At 69.6% G+C, this 20,688-nt stretch carries 17 protein-coding genes; 5 read left to right on the plus strand and 12 right to left on the minus strand.

The genetic code is table 11. The annotated features are described in order from the left end of the window. Positions 1-25: 25 nt before the first annotated feature. The 6 genes from ccmB to yajC form a co-directional block, all read right to left on the minus strand. Entirely contained in the window at positions 26-682 is a 657-nt protein-coding gene (gene ccmB / locus E2L08_RS12580; protein ID WP_133397446.1) for a heme exporter protein CcmB, read from the minus strand. Then, positions 679-1,314: a heme ABC exporter ATP-binding protein CcmA gene (gene ccmA, locus E2L08_RS12585; RefSeq protein WP_133397447.1), complete on the minus strand. Its 636-nt coding sequence runs from the start codon at positions 1,312-1,314 to the stop codon at positions 679-681. The genes ccmB and ccmA overlap by 4 nt, the downstream gene beginning before the upstream one ends. Then, complete coding sequence (locus E2L08_RS12590; protein ID WP_133397448.1) at positions 1,311-1,667, minus strand: Mth938-like domain-containing protein; 357 nt, start codon at positions 1,665-1,667, stop codon at positions 1,311-1,313. The genes ccmA and E2L08_RS12590 overlap by 4 nt, the downstream gene beginning before the upstream one ends. A gap of 86 nt (positions 1,668-1,753) precedes the next feature. Further along, entirely contained in the window at positions 1,754-2,722 is a 969-nt protein-coding gene (secF, locus tag E2L08_RS12595) for a protein translocase subunit SecF (protein ID WP_133397449.1), read from the minus strand. Between the two features lies 1 nt (position 2,723). Continuing rightward, positions 2,724-4,394: a protein translocase subunit SecD gene (secD, locus tag E2L08_RS12600; RefSeq protein WP_133397450.1), complete on the minus strand. Its 1,671-nt coding sequence runs from the start codon at positions 4,392-4,394 to the stop codon at positions 2,724-2,726. A gap of 9 nt (positions 4,395-4,403) precedes the next feature. Continuing rightward, positions 4,404-4,730, minus strand: a complete 327-nt coding sequence (gene yajC / locus E2L08_RS12605; RefSeq protein WP_133397451.1) for a preprotein translocase subunit YajC — start codon at positions 4,728-4,730, stop codon at positions 4,404-4,406. A gap of 181 nt (positions 4,731-4,911) precedes the next feature. On the opposite strand from yajC, the gene serS reads away from it, so the two are divergent. Further along, positions 4,912-6,192 (plus strand): serine--tRNA ligase, encoded by a 1,281-nt coding sequence (gene serS, locus E2L08_RS12610; RefSeq protein ID WP_133397452.1) that lies wholly within the window; start codon positions 4,912-4,914, stop codon positions 6,190-6,192. A 410-nt stretch (positions 6,193-6,602) separates the two neighbouring features. Here the strand turns inward: serS and E2L08_RS12615 are convergent, their stop codons facing one another. Beyond that, entirely contained in the window at positions 6,603-7,163 is a 561-nt protein-coding gene (locus E2L08_RS12615) for a hypothetical protein (protein WP_133397453.1), read from the minus strand. Positions 7,164-7,290: 127 nt separating this feature from the next. Here E2L08_RS12615 and E2L08_RS12620 point away from each other — a divergent pair, with 127 nt between their 5' ends. Next, entirely contained in the window at positions 7,291-7,986 is a 696-nt protein-coding gene (locus tag E2L08_RS12620) for a TspO-related membrane protein (RefSeq protein WP_133397454.1), read from the plus strand. A gap of 4 nt (positions 7,987-7,990) precedes the next feature. On the opposite strand, the gene der is transcribed toward E2L08_RS12620, so the two are convergent. Genes der through E2L08_RS12635 form a run of 3 tightly spaced genes read right to left on the minus strand, consistent with a single transcriptional unit; the run spans position 7,991 to position 11,505 of the window. Further along, positions 7,991-9,442, minus strand: coding sequence for a ribosome biogenesis GTPase Der (gene der, locus E2L08_RS12625; RefSeq protein WP_133397455.1), 1,452 nt, complete (start codon positions 9,440-9,442; stop codon positions 7,991-7,993). Positions 9,443-9,488: 46 nt separating this feature from the next. Beyond that, positions 9,489-10,805, minus strand: coding sequence for an outer membrane protein assembly factor BamB family protein (locus tag E2L08_RS12630; RefSeq protein WP_133397463.1), 1,317 nt, complete (start codon positions 10,803-10,805; stop codon positions 9,489-9,491). 46 nt (positions 10,806-10,851) lie between these two features. Further along, complete coding sequence (locus tag E2L08_RS12635) at positions 10,852-11,505, minus strand: hypothetical protein (protein ID WP_133397456.1); 654 nt, start codon at positions 11,503-11,505, stop codon at positions 10,852-10,854. A 204-nt stretch (positions 11,506-11,709) separates the two neighbouring features. Here E2L08_RS12635 and E2L08_RS12640 point away from each other — a divergent pair, with 204 nt between their 5' ends. Genes E2L08_RS12640 through E2L08_RS12650 form a run of 3 tightly spaced genes read left to right on the plus strand, consistent with a single transcriptional unit; the run spans position 11,710 to position 17,695 of the window. Further along, entirely contained in the window at positions 11,710-12,939 is a 1,230-nt protein-coding gene (locus tag E2L08_RS12640) for an efflux RND transporter periplasmic adaptor subunit (protein ID WP_133397457.1), read from the plus strand. Next, on the plus strand, positions 12,936-16,676 hold the full coding sequence (locus E2L08_RS12645; protein ID WP_133397458.1) for an efflux RND transporter permease subunit: 3,741 nt from the start codon (positions 12,936-12,938) through the stop codon (positions 16,674-16,676). Before E2L08_RS12640 ends, E2L08_RS12645 begins: the two co-directional genes overlap by 4 nt. A gap of 11 nt (positions 16,677-16,687) precedes the next feature. Continuing rightward, entirely contained in the window at positions 16,688-17,695 is a 1,008-nt protein-coding gene (locus tag E2L08_RS12650) for a glycosyltransferase family 4 protein (protein ID WP_168771143.1), read from the plus strand. 63 nt (positions 17,696-17,758) lie between these two features. On the opposite strand, the gene E2L08_RS12655 is transcribed toward E2L08_RS12650, so the two are convergent. Further along, positions 17,759-19,576, minus strand: coding sequence for an ABCB family ABC transporter ATP-binding protein/permease (locus E2L08_RS12655; RefSeq protein WP_133397460.1), 1,818 nt, complete (start codon positions 19,574-19,576; stop codon positions 17,759-17,761). 79 nt (positions 19,577-19,655) lie between these two features. Continuing rightward, positions 19,656-20,688 (minus strand): LysM peptidoglycan-binding domain-containing protein (locus tag E2L08_RS17035; protein ID WP_168771144.1); only part of this gene is annotated, 1,033 nt, incomplete at its 5' end.

Genomic DNA, 20,688 nt, shown 5'->3' on the forward strand with positions numbered 1-20,688 from the left:
AATACTCACGGCGCGGCGCCCGCGATCAGCGCAGGTTCACCCGAAGCGCGCCGGCACTGGCAAAAGGCAGCAGCGCGAGGCACCCAAGGCTGACGGCGCCCAGCAGCAACAGCGGCGTCACGGGGTCGAGCCCCTCGGCCCCGCGCCGCGCGACGTCGGCCCCGAAAACCAGCGTCGGGATATAGAGCGGCAGCACCAGGATCGACAAAAGCAACCCGCCCCGCTTGAGCCCCACGGTCAGCGCGGCGCCGAACGTGCCCACCAGCGACAGGGCCGGCGTGCCCACCAGCAGCGAACAGCCCAGCCAGAGATGGCCCGGCCAGGGCAGGCTCAGCAGCACGCCGAGACAGGGCGCGGCCAGCGTCAGCGGCAGCCCCGTGGTCAGCCAATGCGCCGTCGCCTTGGCCAGAGCCGCGGCCTCGAGCGGCAGGGGCGCCGTGGCCAGCAGGTCGAGCGCCCCGTCCTCGCGGTCGAGCGCGAAGACCCGGTCGAGCGATAATAGACAGGCCAGCAGCGCGCCGATCCACAGGATGCCGGGCGCGATGGGGCGCAGCCGTGCGGTCTCGGGGCCGACGCCGAAGGGCACCAGCACCACCACGATCAGGAAGAACGCGATGGCGAGGCCAAAGCCGCCACCGGCCCGGAACGCGAGCGTCAGGTCGCGGGCGATCAGACGGATCACGCGGCGAACCCGCCATCTCGGCCCATGGCCCGGTCGAGATCGGCCAGCGTTGCGCGATAGGGCCCGACATCGAGGATCGGCGCGTCGATCCCGAGGTCGATATGGGTCGCCACCAGCGCGGCCCCGCCCGTGGCGAGATGGCCCCGCAGCACGTCGGCGAACCCCGCGACCGAGGCCGCGTCGAGCGATACGGTCGGCTCGTCGAGCAGCCAGACCGGGCGGCCCGTCAGCACCATGCGCGCAAGCCCGAGACGCCGCCCCTGCCCCGCCGAAAGGCCCTGCGCCGGACGTTCGGCCAGCGCGGTCAGCGCAAAGCGGCGCATCGCGTCCTCGACCGCGTCGCGCTGTCCGTGGATGCCCGCCCAGAAGGTCAGGTTCTCGCGCACGCTCAGCGTGCCCTTCATGCCGTTGGCATGGGCGCCGTAGGCGATGGAGCCCGGCCCCGGCGCGACGGTTCCGCGCAGCGGCGGCTGGAGCCCCGCCAGCGTGCGCAACAGCGTGGTCTTGCCCGACCCGTTCGGCCCGCGCAGCACGAGCGCATGGCCCGGCGCGATCTCGAAGGACAGGTCCGACAGGACCGGCAGGCCGCCGCGCGCGACGGCGAGATCGCGAACGCTAAGCGCCGCGCTCATGGAACGGGCAGGAGCGCCGCGCCGACGCGCCGCCCCTCGCCCAGCAGCACGTTGAAGGTCCGGCAGGCCTGCGGCGATGACATGGTCTCGACCCCCAGCCCCGCCTCTTCGAGCGGCCGGCGGAATCCGGGCGGCACATGGGTGATCTCGGGGCCCGTGCCCACGAACAGCACGTCGAGCCGGTCGCGCGCGGCCAGCGCCGTCTCGAGATCGTCATAGCCGCCCCAGTCGCGCACCGAATCGGGCAGCACGAGGATCGGCCCGTGCCGCAGGGCGCCGCCGATGCGGAAAAAGCCGGGGCCGTAGCCGTCGATGGGGGTCGCGTCGTCGAACAGCACTTCGTTCAGTTGCATGGCCGGGCCTCGGTCTGGATCGCCTGCCACGACACTAGGCCGCCGCCCTTGCGCCGCAACCCCGAGCGCGCGGCGGACGCCGGGTGTCAGGTCTCGACATTGGCAAAGGGGTTGTCGTCCTTGCGGTCCTTGTCGTTCCCGTCGCGGTTCACGCCGAGGAACAGCACGATGTTCTTGGCCACGAAGACCGACGAATAGGTGCCCACCACGACGCCCCATGTGATCGCGAAGACGAAGCCGCGGATGACCTCGCCCCCCAGCACCAGAAGCGCCACGAGCGCGATCAGCGTCGTGCCGCTGGTCATCACGGTCCGGCTCAGCGTCTCGTTCACGGAGAGATTCATCACGTCGCGCAGGTCGCGTTTCTTGTACTTGATGAGGTTCTCGCGCAGCCGGTCGAAGATGACGACGGTATCGTTGATCGAATAGCCGATGATCGTCAGCACCGCAGCGATGGTGGCAAGGTCGAACCGGATCTGGAGGATCGAGAAGATGCCGATGGTCAGGATCACGTCGTGAAAAAGCGCGGCCACGGCGCCCACCGAGAACTGCCATTCGAATCGCAGCCAGATATAGACGAGGATCGCGCCGAGCGAGGCCAGAACGGCGAGGATGGCGGTCTGGATCAGCTCGCCCGAGACCTTGGGGCCGACCGATTCCACCGAGAGGAATTGCAGGCTCGGCTCGATCTCCTGCAAGGCGGCCTCGAGCCGGGCGAGCGTCTCTTCCTGCACGCTCTGCGCGCCTTCCTGGGCCTGCACGCGGATCATCGCGCGATGGACGTTCTCGCCGAAGGTGGGGTCGAACACTTCGGAAATGGCCACGTCGCCCAGATCCAACGGCTCGATGGCGGCGCGATAGGCGCCCACGTCGACGGCCTGCTCGGACTGGGTGCGGATCGTGGTGCCGCCCTGGAAATCGATGCCGAAATTCAGCCCCATCACGGCCCAGGCCACGATGGACAGGACGATGGCCACGACCGACGCCCCGAGCGTCAGGCGGGCATGTTTGAACCAGTCGAAATCGACGTTGTCGGGTACGAGTTTCAGGCGCATCTCAGACCTCGACCGTCTTGGGGCGGCGGCGCTCGAACCACATCGCGATGATGACACGGGTGACGAAGATCGCGGTAAAGACCGAGGTCAAGATGCCCAGCCCCAGCGTCACCGCGAAACCGCGCACCGGACCCGAGCCCAGCGTGAAGAGGATCGTCGCGATGATGAAGGTGGTGATGTTGGCATCGACGATGGCCGAAAGCGCGCGTTCGTAGCCAAGGCTGATCGCCCGGCTCGGGCCGCGCGCGGTCTTGAGCTCTTCGCGGATGCGTTCGAACACCAGCACGTTGGCATCGACCGCCATGCCGATGGTCAGCACGATCCCCGCGATGCCGGGCAGCGTCAGCGTCGCGCCGATCAGGCTGAGCAGCCCGAAGATGAGGCCCACGTTGATGATGAGCGCGATATTGGCGAACACCCCGAACAGCCCGTAGCTTGCCGCCATCACGATCAGCACCGCGACGAAGGCCACGATACAGGCCAGCCGGCCCGCGTCGATGCTGTCCTGTCCCAGCTCGGGGCCGATGGTGCGTTCTTCCAGAAACGACAGCTCGGCCGGCAGGGCGCCCGCGCGCAGCAGCACGGCAAGCTCGGTCGATTGCTCGACGGTAAAGCTGCCGGTGATGATGCCGGTGCCGCCGGGAATCGCGCTCTGGATCACGGGGGCCGAGATCACTTCCTCGTCGAGCACGATGGCGAAGGGCGAGCCGATATTGGCCGCGGTGTAATCCCCGAAGGCGCGCGCGCCGGTGGGGTTGAAGCGGAACGTCACAGCCGGGCGCCCGTTCTGGTCGAAGGACGGCTGCGCATCGACGAGTTCCTCGCCGGTGACGACGGGCGTGCGTTCGAGCACGTAATACACCCCCGCCTCGTCGAGCGAGGGATAGACCACCTCGCCCGGACCGGCGGCGGTTGCATCGGCGCTGCGGCTGATGACGGGGTTGAAGGTCAGCTGCGCCGTGGTGCCGATGAGGTTCTTGAGCTCGGTGGCCGAGCCGATGCCCGGCACCTGGATCAGGATGCGATCCTCGCCCTGGCGCTGGATCGTGGGCTCGCGCGTGCCGACCTCGTCGACGCGGCGGCGGATGATCTCGAGGCTCTGGCGCACCGTGCGGTCGTCGCTGGCGGCCTGTTCCTCGGGCGAGAGCGTGATCGTGACCACGGCCGAGTCGCCCGTCTGCGCCCCGCTGACCGCAAGGCTCTGCGCGCCGAGGCCCGCCACCGACGAGACCGGCTGCGACAGGCCGCGCGCGATCTCGAGCGCGCGGGGCAGCCCCTCGGGGCGCGAGATCCGCACGCGCAGCTCGGCTCCGCCCTCGTCGATGCGGCGGATCGTGCCGACGGTGTCGCGCGCGTCGCGCAGCCCGTCGCGCAGCGCGGGCCAGATGCCGTTCAGGCGGCTTTCGTAGACATCCTCGACCTGCACCTCGGCCAGGAGATGCGCGCCGCCGCGCAGGTCGAGCCCGAGATTGACCAGCCCCGAGGGCAGCCAGTCGGGCCAGCGCGACGCCGCGGCGAGCCGCTCGGGCGTCGCGCCCAGCGTCTCGATCTCGGCACGCGCGTCATTGGCCTGCTCGACCCGCGAATAGAAGGCGTTGGGCAGCGCGAGGACCAGCCCCAGCACCACGACGGCCCAGATGATAACCTTCCTCCAGAGCGGGATCTGCAGCATGGCGCCGGCCTAGCCCTCGGCCGGTTCGGTCTTGCTGCGCACCGTCGCGATGGTCGAGCGGATGACGCGCACCTTCATGCCCTCGGCGATCTCGACCTCGATCTCGCCATCGTCGCGCACCTTGACCACCTTGCCGACGATGCCGCCGGCGGTGATGACCTGGTCGCCGCGGCGCAGCGCCTCGACCATCTTCTGGTGTTCCTTCACCTTTTTCTGTTGGGGACGGATCAGCAGGAAATACATGATCGCGAAGATCAGGATCAGCGGCACGAAGCTGGCGAAAGCGCCACCGGCGCCGCCGCCGAGATCCTGCGCGTAGGCGGGCGATACGAACATGGAATACGGTCCTTTCGATGCGGTCGGACGGCGCCAGGCGGCCGGCCCCGAGGTCGGGGCGACCCTTATCCGCCACCGCCCGCCTTGTCCAGCGAGCCCCGCGCAACGCGTGCGCCGCCCTTCCCTCGCGCGGCGTGCTGCGGCATAGGACGGACGACAGCCGCCCCCGGAGACCGATCCCATGCACGATATCCGCATCATCCGCGACGACCCCGAGGCCTTCGACGCCGCGATGGCCCGGCGCGGCATCGCCGACGCCTCGGCCCCGATCCTCGCGCTCGACGAACGGCGCCGCGCCGCGATCCATGCCGCCGAGACCGCGCGAGCCGAGCAAAAGGCCGCCTCGCGCGAGGTGGGCGCGGCCAAGGCCGCGGGCGACGAGGCGCGGTTCGACGCGCTGCGCGAGGCGGTCGCCGCAGGCAAGGAGCGGATCGCGCAGGCCGAGGCCACCGCGCGCGATCTCGACGCCGAGCTTGCCGCGTTGCTGATGGAGCTGCCCAACATCCTCGCCCCCGACGTGCCCGAGGGCGCGGACGAGACCGCCAATCACGAGGTCAAGCGCCACGGCACCCCGGCCGACATGCCCGCCGCGCGCGAACATTTCGACATCCCCGCCGCCGCGCCGGGGCTCGATTTCGCGATGGCGGCCAAGCTGTCGGGCGCGCGTTTCGCGGTGCTGCGCGGCCCCATCGCGCGGCTGCACCGCGCGCTCGCGCAGTTCATGCTCGACACCCATGTGACCGAGAACGGCCTGACCGAGGCGATCACCCCGGTCCTCGTGCGCGACGAGGCCATGCTGGGCACCGGGCAACTGCCGAAATTCGCCGAGGACAGCTATCGCACCACCAATGGCTGGTGGCTGATCCCGACGGCCGAGGTCACGCTGACCAATTTCGCCGCCGGCGAGACCCTGCCCGCCGAGGCGCTGCCGCTGCGGATGGTGGCCCATACCAACTGTTTCCGCTCCGAGGCAGGATCGGCCGGCAAGGACACCGCCGGGATGCTGCGCCAGCACCAGTTCGAAAAGGTCGAGATGGTGTCGATCGTCCATCCCGACAATTCGGACGACGAACAGATGCGGATGCTGGCCTGCGCCGAGGGGATCCTCGAAAAGCTCGGCCTGCCCTACCGCACGATGAAGCTCTGCACCGGGGATACGGGCTTCGGCGCGCGGCGCACCTTCGACATCGAGGTGTGGCTGCCCGGCCAGGACACCTATCGCGAGATCAGCTCGGTCTCGACCTGCGGCGATTTCCAGGCGCGGCGCATGAACGCCCGCTTCAAGCCCGCAGGCGGAGGACGCCCCGAATTCGTCCACACGCTGAACGGATCGGGCCTTGCCGTGGGGCGCGCGCTGATCGCGGTGCTCGAGAACGGGCAACAGCCGGATGGCAGCATCGTCATCCCCGAGACGCTGCGCGGCTACATGGGCGGGGCCGAGATCATCGCGCCGCCGGGCTGAGATTGCTGCAGAAAGGGCCGTTTCCTATGCGCTACGGTATGGATAGAGGGCGTCGCGCGCCTCTCGGCCGGCTCGATAAGCTATGCCAACCGAAAATAGGTTCCGCTGACAAGCTCGCGAACTCCAAGCTCTCTCGCGCGAAACTCAACCGCGTAGTTCGGAAATAACGGAAGCGTCGATCCATACCGCATGGCCAACTTATGATAATACCACGGATTATCCCTTATCTTATCGACGAAATTGCTTAGGCATGAGCGAAGGTGGTGTGCCTGTCGGACGGCATAGATGGACGTCCCGGCGGAAGAGAGAAAACCGCGCCCAACATAAAATCTGTTGTTTATTGGTATTGGGGAATTGACAAATGCATGACGCAATCTTCCAGCTTGCTTTTCGTCGAGATCTCGAGAAAGTCAGATTGTACCCTTCATTTCTAGAAATATCTCACGTTCCGGCCAGGTTTCAACCGCCGCTTCAACCATTCGACGAGACGTCATATCGCGGTGTTTTCCGGCAATCAGCGCGAACGCCTCGTCCGTTGTGAAAAACATGAAAACCAATACGTCGTTGCGATTAGGGTGAAGGTGGTGAACCGCCCAGTCATTCAGCAAGAGGTCGAGCTCGACCCGGTTATTCCTCTTATCCCGCAGCGGCAATGCTTGATTCGCGCGTTTGCTGAGGAACCCGTCGAGGCAATCCCCACGTTCGATACACGAGAACATTCTTTCAATATCACGGCGGTTTGCCGACGCTGCTTCGTCATTCCAAAACGCATTGGAGACGAACAGTTTACGTGGAGTTGCCGGCACTTTTCTCCGTACCCAATTGAACCAAACCTTAAGCAAATCGTTAGTGGTCATCTCAATAACTTCAAGATATTCTTGCGGGGAGTTCCGATCGAATGGTAGATTATCGATGACAAGCGCCCGAAGACTGGCTTCCAATTGTCTATTGACTTCATCTGAACTCAGCATAGCGTCTTTCTAACCGCAAAGCGCGAAATTGAAACAGGGTGTCATCCACAATACCATTACTCTCGCCAGCTGTCACGTTACCCCTTACCCCCTCGCCAATCCCCGACCCCGCTCCACATCCCCCCTCATGGCCTATCTCATCGTCCTTCTCGCGCTCGCCTTCGCGCTGTCGCCCGCCTTTACCAGCAGCTTCGGCGGGTTTGCGCCCGATGCCTTTCCGGTGCCCCAGACCGATCCGCCGGTGCAGCCCGCGGGCTATGCCTTCGCGATCTGGGGGATCATCTACCTGTGGCTCCTGGCTCATGCGGGCTTTGGCGCCTGGGCCCGCCGCGCGGCGCCCGGATGGGCGGCGACACGCGCGCCGCTGGCCGTCAGCCTCGCCGTGGGTGCCGTGTGGATCCCGGTGGCCAATGCCTCGCCCCTCTGGGCGGCGGCGCTGATCCTCGTGATGCTGGCCGGCGCGGTGGCGGCCCTGCTGCGCGCGGGGCGCGGCGATCCCTGGCTGCTCGACACGCCGCTGGGGCTCTATGCGGGCTGGCTGACCGCGGCCGCGTCGGTGTCGGTCGGGCTGGTGCTGGCGGGCTGGGGGATTCTCGGCGCGGTGCCCGCGGCGCTGGTCGCCATCGCCCTCGCGGCGGTGATCGGCCTCCCGGTGCTCGCGCGCCGCCCCTCGCCCGGCTATGCGCTGGCGCTGATCTGGGCGCTGATCGCCGTCGTGGTCCAGAACGCCGCGGGGCCCTGGCTCGTCGCGGGCGCCGCCATGGCCGCCATCGCCGCGGTGGCGGCGGTCATGCTGCGCCGGCGGGCGGTGGCGACGGGCTGACGCCTTATCTCAGGTGCTTTCGCAGCCTCGACGGTGTCGATTTCGTTCGCGACTTGTAGGGGTTCTGATCCGCTTGCGACCGCATCCACAGCCGGATCGGCGTGCCCGGCATGTCGAAATCCTGCCGCAGCCCGTTCACGAGATAGCGCGAATAGCTCTCGTTCAGATCCTTGGGGTTCGAGCACATCACCACGAACCCCGGCGGCCGCGTCTTGGCCTGCGTCATATAGCGCAGGCGGATGCGCCGACCGCCCGGCGCGGGGGGCGGGTGGGCCTCGATCATCGTGGCGAGCCACTGGTTCAGCCGCGCCGTGGGCACGCGCCGGTTCCAGACGTCATGGGCCAGCAGCACCGCCTCGTGCAGCCGGTCGAGCCCCTTGCCCGTCCTGGCCGACACCGTCACCAGCCGCACGCCGCGCAGTTGCGGCAGCAGCCGCTCGCAGGCCTCGCGCAGGGCGCGCACCTTGTCGCTTTTCTCGGGCTCGGCATCCCATTTGTTCACGGCGATCACCACCGCGCGCCCCTCGCGCTCGGCCAGATCGGCGATGCGCAGGTCCTGCTGTTCGAAGGGGATCGCCGCGTCAAGCAGCACCACCACCACTTCGGCGAATTTCACCGCGCGCAGCCCGTCCGAGACGCTGAGCTTTTCGATCTTGTCCGAGATCTTGGCCCGCTTGCGCATTCCCGCCGTGTCAAAGATGCGCACCGGCGTGCCCTCCCACGACAGGCGGACCGAAATCGCGTCGCGGGTGATCCCGGCCTCGGGACCGGTCAAGAGCCGCTCTTCGCCAAGGATCTTGTTGATGAGCGTCGATTTCCCGGCATTGGGCCGGCCGATCACCGCGATTTGCATCGGCTTGGCCTCGGTCGGCGCGATGCTGGCGCCATCCGCGAGTTCGCCATCCTCGTCGACATCGAGATCGGTCACAGGCGCCTCGGCCGCGGCGGCGGCCTCGGCGAAACCCTCGGCCAGCGGCGCCAGCATCGCGTAGAGCTCGGGCATCCCCTCGCCATGCTCGGCCGACAGCGCCAGGGGCTCGCCCAGACCCAGCGAGAACGCCTCGAGCAGGCCGCTTTCGCCCGCGCGGCCCTCGGCCTTGTTGGCGGCGAGGATGACATGGCGTGCCTTGCGGCGCAGGATCTCGGCGAAAACCTCGTCGGCGGGGGTGACGCCCACGCGCGCGTCGATGACGAAAAGACAGATATCGGCCAGGCCCACCGCGCGCTCGGTCAACTTGCGCATGCGCCCCTGAAGGCTGTCGTCGGTCGCCTCTTCGAGACCGGCGGTGTCGATCACGGTGAACCGCAGATCGCCCAGCTTGGCCTCGCCCTCGCGCAGGTCGCGGGTGACGCCGGGCTGGTCGTCGACCAGCGCGAGGCGGCGCCCGACGAGGCGGTTGAACAGGGTGGACTTGCCGACATTGGGCCGACCGACGATGGCGAGGGTAAAGGACATGGGCGCGGGTTCCTTGGCAAGCAGCGCCCCTTACACCCTCAGCGGCTCAGCGGAAAGCGAGAAGCTGGCCGTCGCGGTTGACGACGAACAGGGTTCCCTGCGCCACGACCGGGTTCGTGGTGGCCCCGCCGGGCAGTTCCACCGTCGCCTCGAGCGCGCCGCTGACGGGCGAGAACCCGCGTAGCAGCCCGTCCGAGGACGCCACCCACAGCCGCCCGCCGGCCAGGAGCGGGCCGTGATGCACGTAGATGTCGCGGCGGCGGCGCAGGTTGTTGCGGACGAAATAGGGCAAGGGCTCTGCCCAGATCCGCTCTCCGGTGGTGGCGTCGATGCGCACGAGCTCGTTCTGGTCGGACACGGTAAAGACCGATCCGCCCGCGACGGCCGGCGGGCCCATCGCCCCCTCGCGCGCCGACCAGAGCTGGCGTCCCGAGCGCAGCGAGAACGCGTCCGTCCGCCCCGAGGGCGAGCCGGCATAGAGCGTGTCGCCCACGATGACCGGGTCGCCCGTGATGTCGCCGATGGCGGCATAGACCCGGCCGAGGCGGGTGCCCGCGACCGTCGTGCTCCAGAGTTCGGAGCCGCCCGCGCGCAGCAGGCCGCGCAACTCGCGGCTGGCAAAGGGCAGCACCACCATGTCGCCCGACACCGCGGGCGACGCGCCGCCCCCAACGGTCTCGGTGCTGGGCGTGCCCTGCGCCGTCCATTTCACCCGCCCGTTGGCTGGGTCGAGCGCCCAGGCCGTCGCGTCGCGCCCGATGACAAAGACGGTGTCGGCGGTGGCCGTGGGCGCGCCCGCGGCCGCGGCGCCGAGATCCTGAGCCCAGAGCCGCCGCCCCGTGGCCGCGTCCAGCGCGACGATCTGCCCGAAGGCCGTCGAGACGAACAGGCGGTTGCCCGACACCGCCAGCCCCGCGCCCGAGCTGTCGTCGGACGGCTCGCCCGTGGGGGCCATCTCGGCCGACCAGAGCGGCTGGCCGTTCAGCGTATGGGCCATGACGCGCGCGCGGCTGTCGGCGGTAAAGATGCGTCCGTCGGCGATCACCGGGTCGGTGGTGATGCGGTGGCGGCGCCCGTCGCCCTGCCCGATCGGCACGGCAAAGGCCAGGCGCGGCGCGGGCGAGAGGCTGGCATGGGGGCGGTCGTGGTCGGGTCCGGCGGCGACATGGGTCCAATCGCGCACCGCCACCTGCGCGGGCAGGCTGATCGGCACGGCGCGGTCGGGCGCAGGCGCGTCCAGCGCCTCGGCGGTGGCGACGCTGTCGCGCAGCGACAGGCGTTCGCCGGTCAGGATCGTCTCACGCTCGGCGCAGGCCGCCAGCAGGGCCAGCGCAGTGCCCAGCAAGAGTATCGTCCTCGGCATCCGGCCGCCCCCCGTTCCCGTCATCAGTCCCCCGAACGCCCGGCGCTCAGGCCGTTTCGAGCGTGCCGCCCAGCGACACAATCAATTGCCGGACCCGGCCTTGCAAGTCCCGCGTCGCGGCGTCGTCGCCCGCGATGCGTTGCAGTTGCGCGAGCGCGGCATCGGTATCGCCCGCGGCGACATGCGCGATCGCCTGCTGTTCCATCGCCAGCAGGCGGAACGGCGCGCCCGGTATCGTCAGCGGCTCGAGCAGGTCTATGACCTCTTGCGGGGCGGCGTCGCCCTGCATCAGCATCGCCGTCTTGAGCATCGCGAGCTCGCGCCAGACCTGCGGTACCGCGGCATCGTCGGCGATGGCGGCGAGATCCGCGCGCGCGGCGGCGCGCGCCTCGGGGGTGGCCAGCGTATCGGCCGCCAGCATCGCGACCAGCGCGCGCTGCCCGCCCGTCGCCTCGATTCCGTCGAGCGCCGCGCGGCGATCCTCGGGGTTGTCGGCCTCGAGCGCGGCGGCGATCGCGTCGCCGAAGGCCTGCGCCGCGGCGCGGTCGGTCGCGCGCGTCCATTCGACCCAGGCCGCCCCGCCGACGAGGATCAGCACGGCCGTGACCGCGATCCAGCCGTAACGGCGCATCAGCCCGAACAGGCGGTCGCGGCGGACCTCTTCCGAGACTTCCTGGATGAACGAGTCGCTGTTGCTCACGCGCGGGGGCCCTGCCTTTGTGCTGCGCGCCCTTCTAGCCCGTGCGACAAAGGGATGCAAAGGGCGCAAATCGCGTGAAATGCCCGCGATTCGCGCCAAGTTCCACCGAAGCGCCCCATCGGCGCCGCACGGGTCCGCTATATTCCTTCCATTCGGGTGCGGTCGGGCTTATTTGCGACCGTACTTCCCCAAGGTGAGTTCCGCATGAGACCGATCTCGATTCTCATAGCCCTCGTTGTGGCGGCGTCGCTATACGGGCTGACCTTCGAGCGCGAGACGCTGCTGCGCGTGGCGGGCGCCGCGCCCGCCGCCATCGGCGCCGAGACCGCCGACAGCCCGGTGGCCACGCGCGACGCCGTCGGGGTCGTCACGATGATTTCCGACGCGCAAGAGATCGACGGCGCCGTGATCCTGCGCGGCCGCACGCAGGCCATGCGCGAGGTCGCGGTTTCGGCCGAGACCGGCGGGCGCGTGATCTCCGAGCCGCTGCGCAAGGGCGCGGAGGTCGCCCGCGGCGACGTTCTGTGCGAGCTCGACCCCGGCACGCGCGACGCCTCGCTCGCCGAGGCCGAGGCGCGGCTGGCCGAGGCGCGCGCCGCGCGGCCGCAATCGCGCGCGCAGGTCCGGTCGGCCGAGGCACAGCTCAACGAGGCCGAGATCAACCTCAACGCCGCCGCGCGCCTGTCCGAGGACGGGTTCGCCTCGGCCACCCGCGTCGCCTCCTCCGAGGCGCAGGTCGAACTGGCCCGCGCCGCCGTCGAGACCGCGAAAGGCGGGTTGGAATCGGTCGAGGCGGGCATCCGCAGCGCCGAGGCCGCCGTCGCCTCGGCCCGCAAGGACATGGAGCGGCTGACGATCCGGGCGCCCTTTGCCGGCCTGCTCGAATCGGACACTGCCGAACTGGGATCGCTGATGCAGGCGGGATCGCTCTGCGCGACGGTGATCCAGCTCGACCCGATCCTGCTGGTGGGCTTCGTGCCCGAAACCGCGGTCGAGGCGGTGCGCGTCGGCGCCGACGCGCAGGCGCGGCTGGCCTCGGGGGCGAGCGCCACGGGCAAGGTCAGCTTTCTCAGCCGCTCGGCCGATCCCGACACACGGACCTTCCGCACCGAGATCACGGTCGAGAACGCCGACCAGACGATCCGCGACGGCCAGACCGCCGAGATCGCGATCCGCTCGGACGGCAGGGCCGCGCATCTGCTGCCGCAATCGGCGCTGACGCTCGACGATGCCGGCACGCTCGGCGTGCGCATCGTTGATGAACAGGACGGCGTCGACGTGGCGCGCTTTGCGCCGGTCGAGCTGGTGCGCGACACCGCCCGGGGCGTGTTCGTCGCGGGCCTGCCGCAAACGGTGCAGGTCATCGTCGTGGGCCAGGAATACGTGATCGACGGCGTGCCCGTTGACCCCACCCCGAGGGAGCAGGTCGAATGACCGGAATGGTCGACTGGGCGGGCAACCATGCCCGCATGATCGTGGCCTTCATCGTGCTGTCGCTCGCGGCGGGGTGGCTGACCTATTCGGGCCTTCCGAAAGAGGGCGAGCCCGATATCGAGATCCCCGCGCTCTTCGTGTCGGTCCCCTTTCCAGGCATCTCGGCCAGCGACGCGGAATCGCTGCTGGTCAAGCCGATGGAGACCGAGCTTTCCGAGCTCGACGGGCTCAAGGAAATGACCGCCACCGCCGCCGAGAACTATGCCGGCGTCGCGATGGAGTTCGAGTTCGGCTGGAACAAGACCGAGACCATGGCCGACGTGCGCGACGCCATGACCCGCGCCCAGGCCGAGTTTCCCGAGGGCGCCGACCAGTATTCCATCAACGAGATCAATTTCTCGGAATTTCCCATCATCATCGTCAACCTGACCGGCGACCTGCCCGAACGCACGCTGCTGCGCGTGGCCAGGGATCTGCAGGACCGGCTGGAATCGATGGATGCCGTGCTCGAGGCGCCGCTTGCCGGGCATCGCGACGAGATGCTCGAGGTGGTGATCTCGCCCCTCCGGCTCGAGGCCTACAATGTCACCGCCGGCGACCTGATCCAGGTCGTTCAGAACAACAACCAGCTCATCGCCGCGGGCGAGGTCGACTCGGCCCAAGGCGCGTTCTCGGTCAAGATCCCGTCGAGCTTCGACGACCGCCAGGACGTCTATGACCTGCCCGTGACGGTGAACGGCGACCGCGTCGTGACGCTGGGCGAGCTTGCCGATATCCGCCTCACCTTCGAGGATCGCACCGGGACCGCCCGGTTCGACGGGGTGCCGACCGTCGCGCTCCAGGTCGTCAAGCGCAAGGGCTTCAACCTGATCGACACCGTGGCCGAGGTGAAATCCGAGCTGGCGGCGGCCCAGGCCGAATGGCCGCCCGAGCTGCGCGACACGATCCGCGTCGGCACGTCGAACGACCAGTCGCGACAGGTGGCCTCCATGGTCAGCCAGCTCGAGGGATCGGTGCTGACCGCCATCGCGCTCGTCATGATCGTGGTGCTGGCGACGCTGGGCATCCGCTCGGCGCTGCTTGTGGGCTTTGCCATCCCGACCTCGTTCCTGCTGGCCTTCATCCTGCTGGGCGTCATGGGCATCACGATCTCGAACATCGTCATGTTCGGGCTGATCCTCGCCGTCGGGATGCTGGTCGACGGGGCCATCGTCGTGGTCGAATATGCCGATCGCCGCATCAGCGAGGGCGCCGGCCCCATGACCGCCTTCGTCGAGGCGGCCAAGCGCATGTTCTGGCCAATCGTCAGCTCGACCGGGACGACGCTATGCGCGTTCCTGCCCATGCTCTTCTGGCCCGGCGTCGCGGGCGAGTTCATGGGGATGCTGCCCGTCACGCTGATCTTCGTGCTGGCCGCGTCGCTGGTCGTGGCGCTAATCTACCTGCCGGTCATGGGCGGTGTCGCCGGGCGCATCAGCCGCCTTTTCGACGGCGCCGCGGGCTGGCTGCGCGCCACGCTGCCCTGGATCCTGCGCGCGGCCCTCGCCGCGGGGTTCGCCTATCTGACCTTCCTCGGCGCGATGCAGCTCTTGAACCCCGCCTACCTGCTGCCGCTGCCCGCCGATGCCGGCATGATCGCCGCCCTGCCCGGCGCCGCGATGTTTCTTGCCGGCGCCGTGCTGATGGGGGTCGCGCTCAACTCGGTCGCGTTCCGCCGCGCGCCGCGCCGCATCCGCACCGGGCGGGGCCGCACGCCCTTTGGCTGGGTTATCAAGCTGATCGTGGGCAACCCCGTCATGCCGCTGGTCGCGATGGGCGGGGTCGCGGCGGTGGTCGTGTCGGTCTTCACCTATTTCGCGGCCAACAATAACGGGGTCGAGTTCTTCGTCGATTCCGAGCCCGAGCAGGCGCTGATCTACGTCCGCGCCCGCGGGAACCTGTCGCTCGACGAAAAGGACGCGCTGCTGCGCCAGGCCGAAGAGGTGGTTCTGACGACCGAGGGGGTGTCCAACGCTTTCGCCTTTGCCGGGGATGGCGGGCTCAACGCCAATACCGGCGGCGGGCAGGGTCCGCTCGACACGATCGGCCAGATCCAGATCGAGACGATCCCCTGGGACGACCGCGACGATTTCGCCGCGCGCACCGGCATCGACCCGGCGCGGCTGGATGGCGACCGGGTGCTCGAGCGGCTCGAGGACCGGCTCGGCCGCCTGCCCGGCATGCAGATCGAGATCCTCAACCTCGCCGGCGGCCCGGCCTCGTCCAAGCCGGTGCATATCCGCCTGAAGGGCAACGATTGGGGCCCGCTGCGCGAGGCGACCGCGATGGTGCGCGACCGGTTCGACGCGACCCCCGGCCTTGCCGATATCGAGGATACGCTGCCCCTGCCCGGCATCGACTGGCGCATCGACGTCGATGTCGAGACCGCCGGGCGCTATGGCGTCGACGTGGCCACGGTCGGCGGCATGGTCCAGCTCGTCACGCGCGGGCTGCTGCTCGACACGATGCGCGTCGACAGCTCGGATGAAGAGATCGAGATCCGCGTGCGCTTCCCGCCCGAGGACCGCGTGCTTTCGACGCTCGACACGCTCAAGGTGCGCACGCCCGCGGGGCTGGTGCCGCTGTCCAATTTCGTCACCCGCGCGCCCGAGGCGAGCCTGGGCCAGATCGACCGCGTCGACCAGGAACGGTTCTACGACGTCAAGGCCGCCGTCGCGCCCGACCTGTTCCGCATCGACGCGGCCGATGGCACCCCCTTGGGCATCGTGCGCCCCGCCGAGGCGCCGACAGCGCGCGACACGGCGCCGCCGGTCGAGATCAAGGGCGCGGAATACGGCATCTACTGGCTGGCCGAGGGGGCGAGCGCGGCCGACCTCGCCGCGCGCGCCGAGGCGGGCGCAAAGCTCGTGGCCGTCAATCCCAACGAACGGATCGCGGCCCTGACTCAATGGCTGCAAGGGGTCGAGCTGCCCGCGGGCGTGGCCTGGGAATGGACCGGCGACCAGGACGACCAGGCCGAAAGCCAGGCCTTCCTGCAATCGGCCTTCGCCGCCGCGCTTGGGCTCATGTTCATCATCCTGCTGGCCCAGTTCAACAGCGTCTACAACGCTGTCCTCGTGCTGCTCGCCGTGGTGCTCTCGACGACCGGTTGCCTGATCGGGATGCTGGTGATGAACCAGCCCTTCTCGATCATCATGACCGGCACGGGGATCGTCGCGCTGGCGGGGATCGTGGTGAACAACAACATCGTGCTGATCGACACCTACCAGGAATACGCCCGTTTCATGCCCCGGATCGAGGCGATCATCCGCACCGCCGAGGACCGCATCCGCCCCGTCCTGCTGACCACGGTCACGACCATGGCGGGGCTCGCGCCGATGATGCTGGGCCTGTCGCTCGACTTCATCAATGGCGGCATGACGCTCGACAGCCCCACCGCGCTCTGGTGGAAACAGCTCGCCACGGCCGTCGTCTTTGGGTTGGGGATCGCCACGGTGCTGACGCTGGTCTTTACCCCGGCGGCACTGGCGCTGCGGGTCTGGATCGGGCGCGGCGCCTATCGCGGGGCGCTGGGGCTGCAGGCGCTGGCCAATCGCAAGGTCGGCGCCGACCTGCGGCTGGGCCGCGCCGCGCGCAAGCTCGGGAACCCTGAATTCGTGTGGGATACCGACCTGCCCGCCCCCGCGGGCCCCGACCGCGATCGGCCCCGCCCGCCCCGGCTCGAGGCGGCGGAATAGGCGCGGCCGCCGTGGCGCGGGTGCTCTTCGTCGTGCCGCGGTTCCACACCAACCTCGCCGGGGCCGTCCGCACCCTGCTCGACGCGGGCCACGAGGTCGCGGTCTTCGCGGGCGGCGAGACCGGGATCGAGGATCGCCGCGGGCTCGCGCCTCGCATATTCGGCCCCAAGCCGGACCGGGCCGAGCTGCGCGCCGCGCTCGACGCCTTCGCCCCCGAGATCGCGCTGCTGCGCCGCACGCCGGGGCTGACGCGGGCCGTGCGCCGTGGCCTCGATCCGCGCCGGACGCGGACCTACGAATACGCGCTACGTCCCGCCGATGCGTCGCTGGGGCGGCTCAAGCGGCTGCGCCGATGGCTCAGGGGCGAGCCCGCGACCTGGGTCACACCCCTGCCCGGCACGAACGGCGTCGAAAACCCGAGGGCGCGGTTCCTGCCCTGGCCCGTGGATGGCGACGCCTCGGGGCGCGTGCCGGGCGCGGTGCCGCATGTGCTCTGCGTGGCCAAGATTGCCCAGCCGCGCAAGAACCACCTTGCGGTGATCGACGCGCTGCAGGCGACGGGACGGCCGTTTCGCCTGACGCTGGCGGGCGATACCGGGCTGCACGCCTCGGGCGCCTCGCGCGACTACCTTGCGCGGGTCGAGGCCCGCGCCGCAGCCGATCCACGGATCGCGGTCCTGCCGCCTCAGCCCTTCCACGAGATGCCCGCGCTCTACCGCGCGCATGATATCTGCGTGCTGGCCGCGCGGGACGAGCCGCTCGGCATGGCCCCGCTCGAGGCGATGGCCCATGGCACGATCCCGCTGGTCGCGCGCGATGCCGGGGCCGCGCGCTACATCACGGGCGGGATCGACGGGGTGCTGGTCGATGCGCAGACGCCGGATGCCTTGCGCGCGGCCTTCGACGGGCTTCTCACGGCAACGCCCGCCGCGCGCGTGGCGATGGCGCGGGCGGCGGCGGCCACCGCGCGGGCGCGGTTCTCGGGCGCGGCCTTTCTCGAGGCCTTCGCCCGGCTCTGATCCCCGCGCCGCGCCCGGCCTTCTCTGTTTCCGCAAATACTCATGGCGCGGCGCCGGCCGCGCTCAGGCCGCCTCTTCCATGGCCTGCCGGTTCCAGAGCGCGGCATAGCGCCCGCCGCGGGCCAGCAGCTCGGCATGGGTACCACGCTCGGCGATCAACCCGTCCTCGAGCACCACGATCTCGTCGGCATCGGCGACGGTGGACAGCCTGTGCGCGATCACCAGCGTCGTGCGCCCCTGCCCCATGGCGCGAAGCTGTTCCTGGATCGCGCCCTCGGTTTCGGTGTCGAGCGCGCTCGTCGCCTCGTCGAGCAGCAGGATCGGCGGGTCCTTGAGCAGCGTGCGCGCGATGCCGACGCGCTGCTTCTCGCCGCCCGAAAGCTTGAGCCCGCGCTCGCCGACCTGCGTATCGTAGCCTTGCGGCAATGCGGCGACGAAATCGTGGATGCGGACGGCGCGGGCGGCGTCCTCGATCTCGGCGCGGCTGGCCTCGGGGCGGCCATAGGCGATGTTGTAGAGGATCGTGTCGTTGAAAAGCACCGTGTCCTGCGGCACCACCCCGATCCGCGCATGCAGGCTGTCCTGCGTCACGGCCCGCAGATCCTGCCCGTCGATGCGCACCGCACCCGCATCCACGTCGTAGAACCGGAACAAGAGCCGCCCCAGCGTCGATTTGCCGGCGCCCGAGGGTCCGACCACCGCCACCGTGCGCCCCGGCGGGACCGTCAGGCTGACCCCCTTGAGGATCGGCCGCTCGGCATCGTAGCCGAAATGCACGTCGTCGAACACGACCTCGCCGCCCGTCACCTTCAGCGCGCGGGCATCGGGCGCGTCCTGCACCTCGGCCGGTTCCTCGAGCAGGGCGAACATCTGGCCCATGTCGACAAGGCTCTGGCGGATCTCGCGATAGACCGTGCCGAGAAAGTTCAGCGGCACGGTGATCTGGATCATGTAGGCGTTGACCATGACGAAATCGCCCGTGGTCAGTTCGCCCGCCTGCACCCCCGCGGCGGCCATCACCATGACCGCGACGAGCCCGGTCGTGATGATGAGCGATTGCCCGAAATTCAGCGCCGAGAGCGAATAGGACGTCTTGAGCGCGGCGGCCACGTATTGCGTCATCGCCCCGTCATAGCGGGCGCTTTCACGCGCCTCGGCGCCGAAATACTTGACCGTCTCGAAGTTCAGCAGCGAATCGATGGCCTTCTGGTTGGCATCGGTATCCTGCCGGTTCATCTCGCGGCGGATGCGCACCCGCCATTCCGTCACCGAAAAGGTAAAGCCCACGTAAAGCGCGATGGTCACGGCGACGACGGCCAGGTAGCGCCAGTCGAAAAGCCAGGCGAGCACCACGCCCACCATGACGAGCTCCAGCATCAGCGGCCCGATCGAGAACAGCAGAAACCGCAGCAGGAACTCGACCCCCTTCACGCCGCGCTCCATGATGCGGCTGAGCCCGCCGGTCTTTCGCTGCATGTGAAAGCGCAGCGACAGGCGGTGGATATGGGCGAAGGTCTCGACCGCGAGCGCGCGCAGCGCACGCTGCCCCACGGCGGCGAAGATCACGTCGCGAAGCTGCTGGAACCCCACGTTCATCGCCCGCGCCGCGCCATAGGCGACGGTCAGGCCGATGGCGCCCGCGCCCAGCATCCACGCGGCCTGCGTGCCCTCGCCGGCCAGCACGTCGACCGCGGCCTTGTAGAAGAACGGCACGATGACGGCGATCAGCTTGGAGACGACCAGCGCGATCATGGCCAGCACGACGCGCCGCTTGACCCACCCCTCGCCCGGCGGCCAGAGATAGGGCGCGACCCGCGCGATGACGGCGAGCCCCGAGGCTTCGGGCTGTCCGCCGTCGCCCGCCACCGTCCTGCCTGTCATGCGGTCCGCCATCGCAGCGGTCTAGCCGCCCGGTGCGCGATTGGCCAGCCTCCGACCCTGCGGCACGATGCGGCGCGGCTCACTCGGGCAGGTCGAAGATCTGGCCGGGATAGATCAGGTCGGGGTCGCGGATCCGGTCGGCATTGGCGTCGAACACCTTCACGTATTGAAAGCCGTCGCCATAGCTCGCCTCGGCAATGCCCCAAAGCGTGAACCCCGGCTGAACCGTCAGGCGGCGGGCCGGCGCGGCGGCCCCGTTCTCGCCCGCCTCGTCGAGCCGCGCCAGCACGCGGCGCACATCCTCGGGCGCCTCCGGGCGGAACGGGCTTTCGGTGCGGGCGGTGACACCGCCCTCGGGGCCGATCTGGTCGACCCGCAGCGTATAGAGCTGCGAGGGAAGCGCGGGCAGGTCGAGCCGCCAATGCCCCCCGGAATCGGCCGGAACGGTGTCCAGCGGGTCGTTGTCGAGATAGATCCGCACCGTCGATCCGGCGCTGGCCCGCCCGCCCAGCACCGCGCCGCCGGTCTCGTCATAGGCGATGGTATCGAGCGCCAGCCCCCCCGGCGCATCGGGCGCCGAGCCCTGCACCACGCGCAGCCCCTCTTCTCCGGCCATGAGCAGCCGCGGCCGCGCGGCCGAGGCGGGCGGGTCCGCGGGCGTGGGCGTGGGCGCGGTGCTTGCGGCCGGGCCGTCATCCGTGGGCACGGGGGCCGGGGCCATGTCGGGCAGCGCGGCCTCGCGCGGCTCGACTATGACAAAGCGGGGCGCCTCCATCGACCCGGCGGGGCCGATGCTGCGCGCGCTGAGCACGCGCGGCGCGTCGCCCGGCCCGATCGAGAGCAGCGCCGCGAACTGCCCCCGCGCATCGGCCCGCGCGGTGGCGATGGGCGCGCCGTCCAGAAGCAGCTCGATCTCGGCCTCGGGCGCGGCCGAGCCCGCCAGCAGCCCCGAGCCGTCCGGCGCGATCCGCACCACGTCGATCTCGGGCCCGGCGCCGCCCTGCGATGTCGTGCCGGGCGGCCCGTCGGCGGCGGGCGCCACGGGGGCCGCCGCGCGGTCGGGCGGCGCGTCGGGCGCCGGTGCCGCCACGGGGGCGGGGGCCGCCGGGTCG

It is taken from the genome of Palleronia sediminis (assembly GCF_004358695.1).
Lineage (GTDB): Bacteria > Pseudomonadota > Alphaproteobacteria > Rhodobacterales > Rhodobacteraceae > Palleronia > Palleronia sediminis.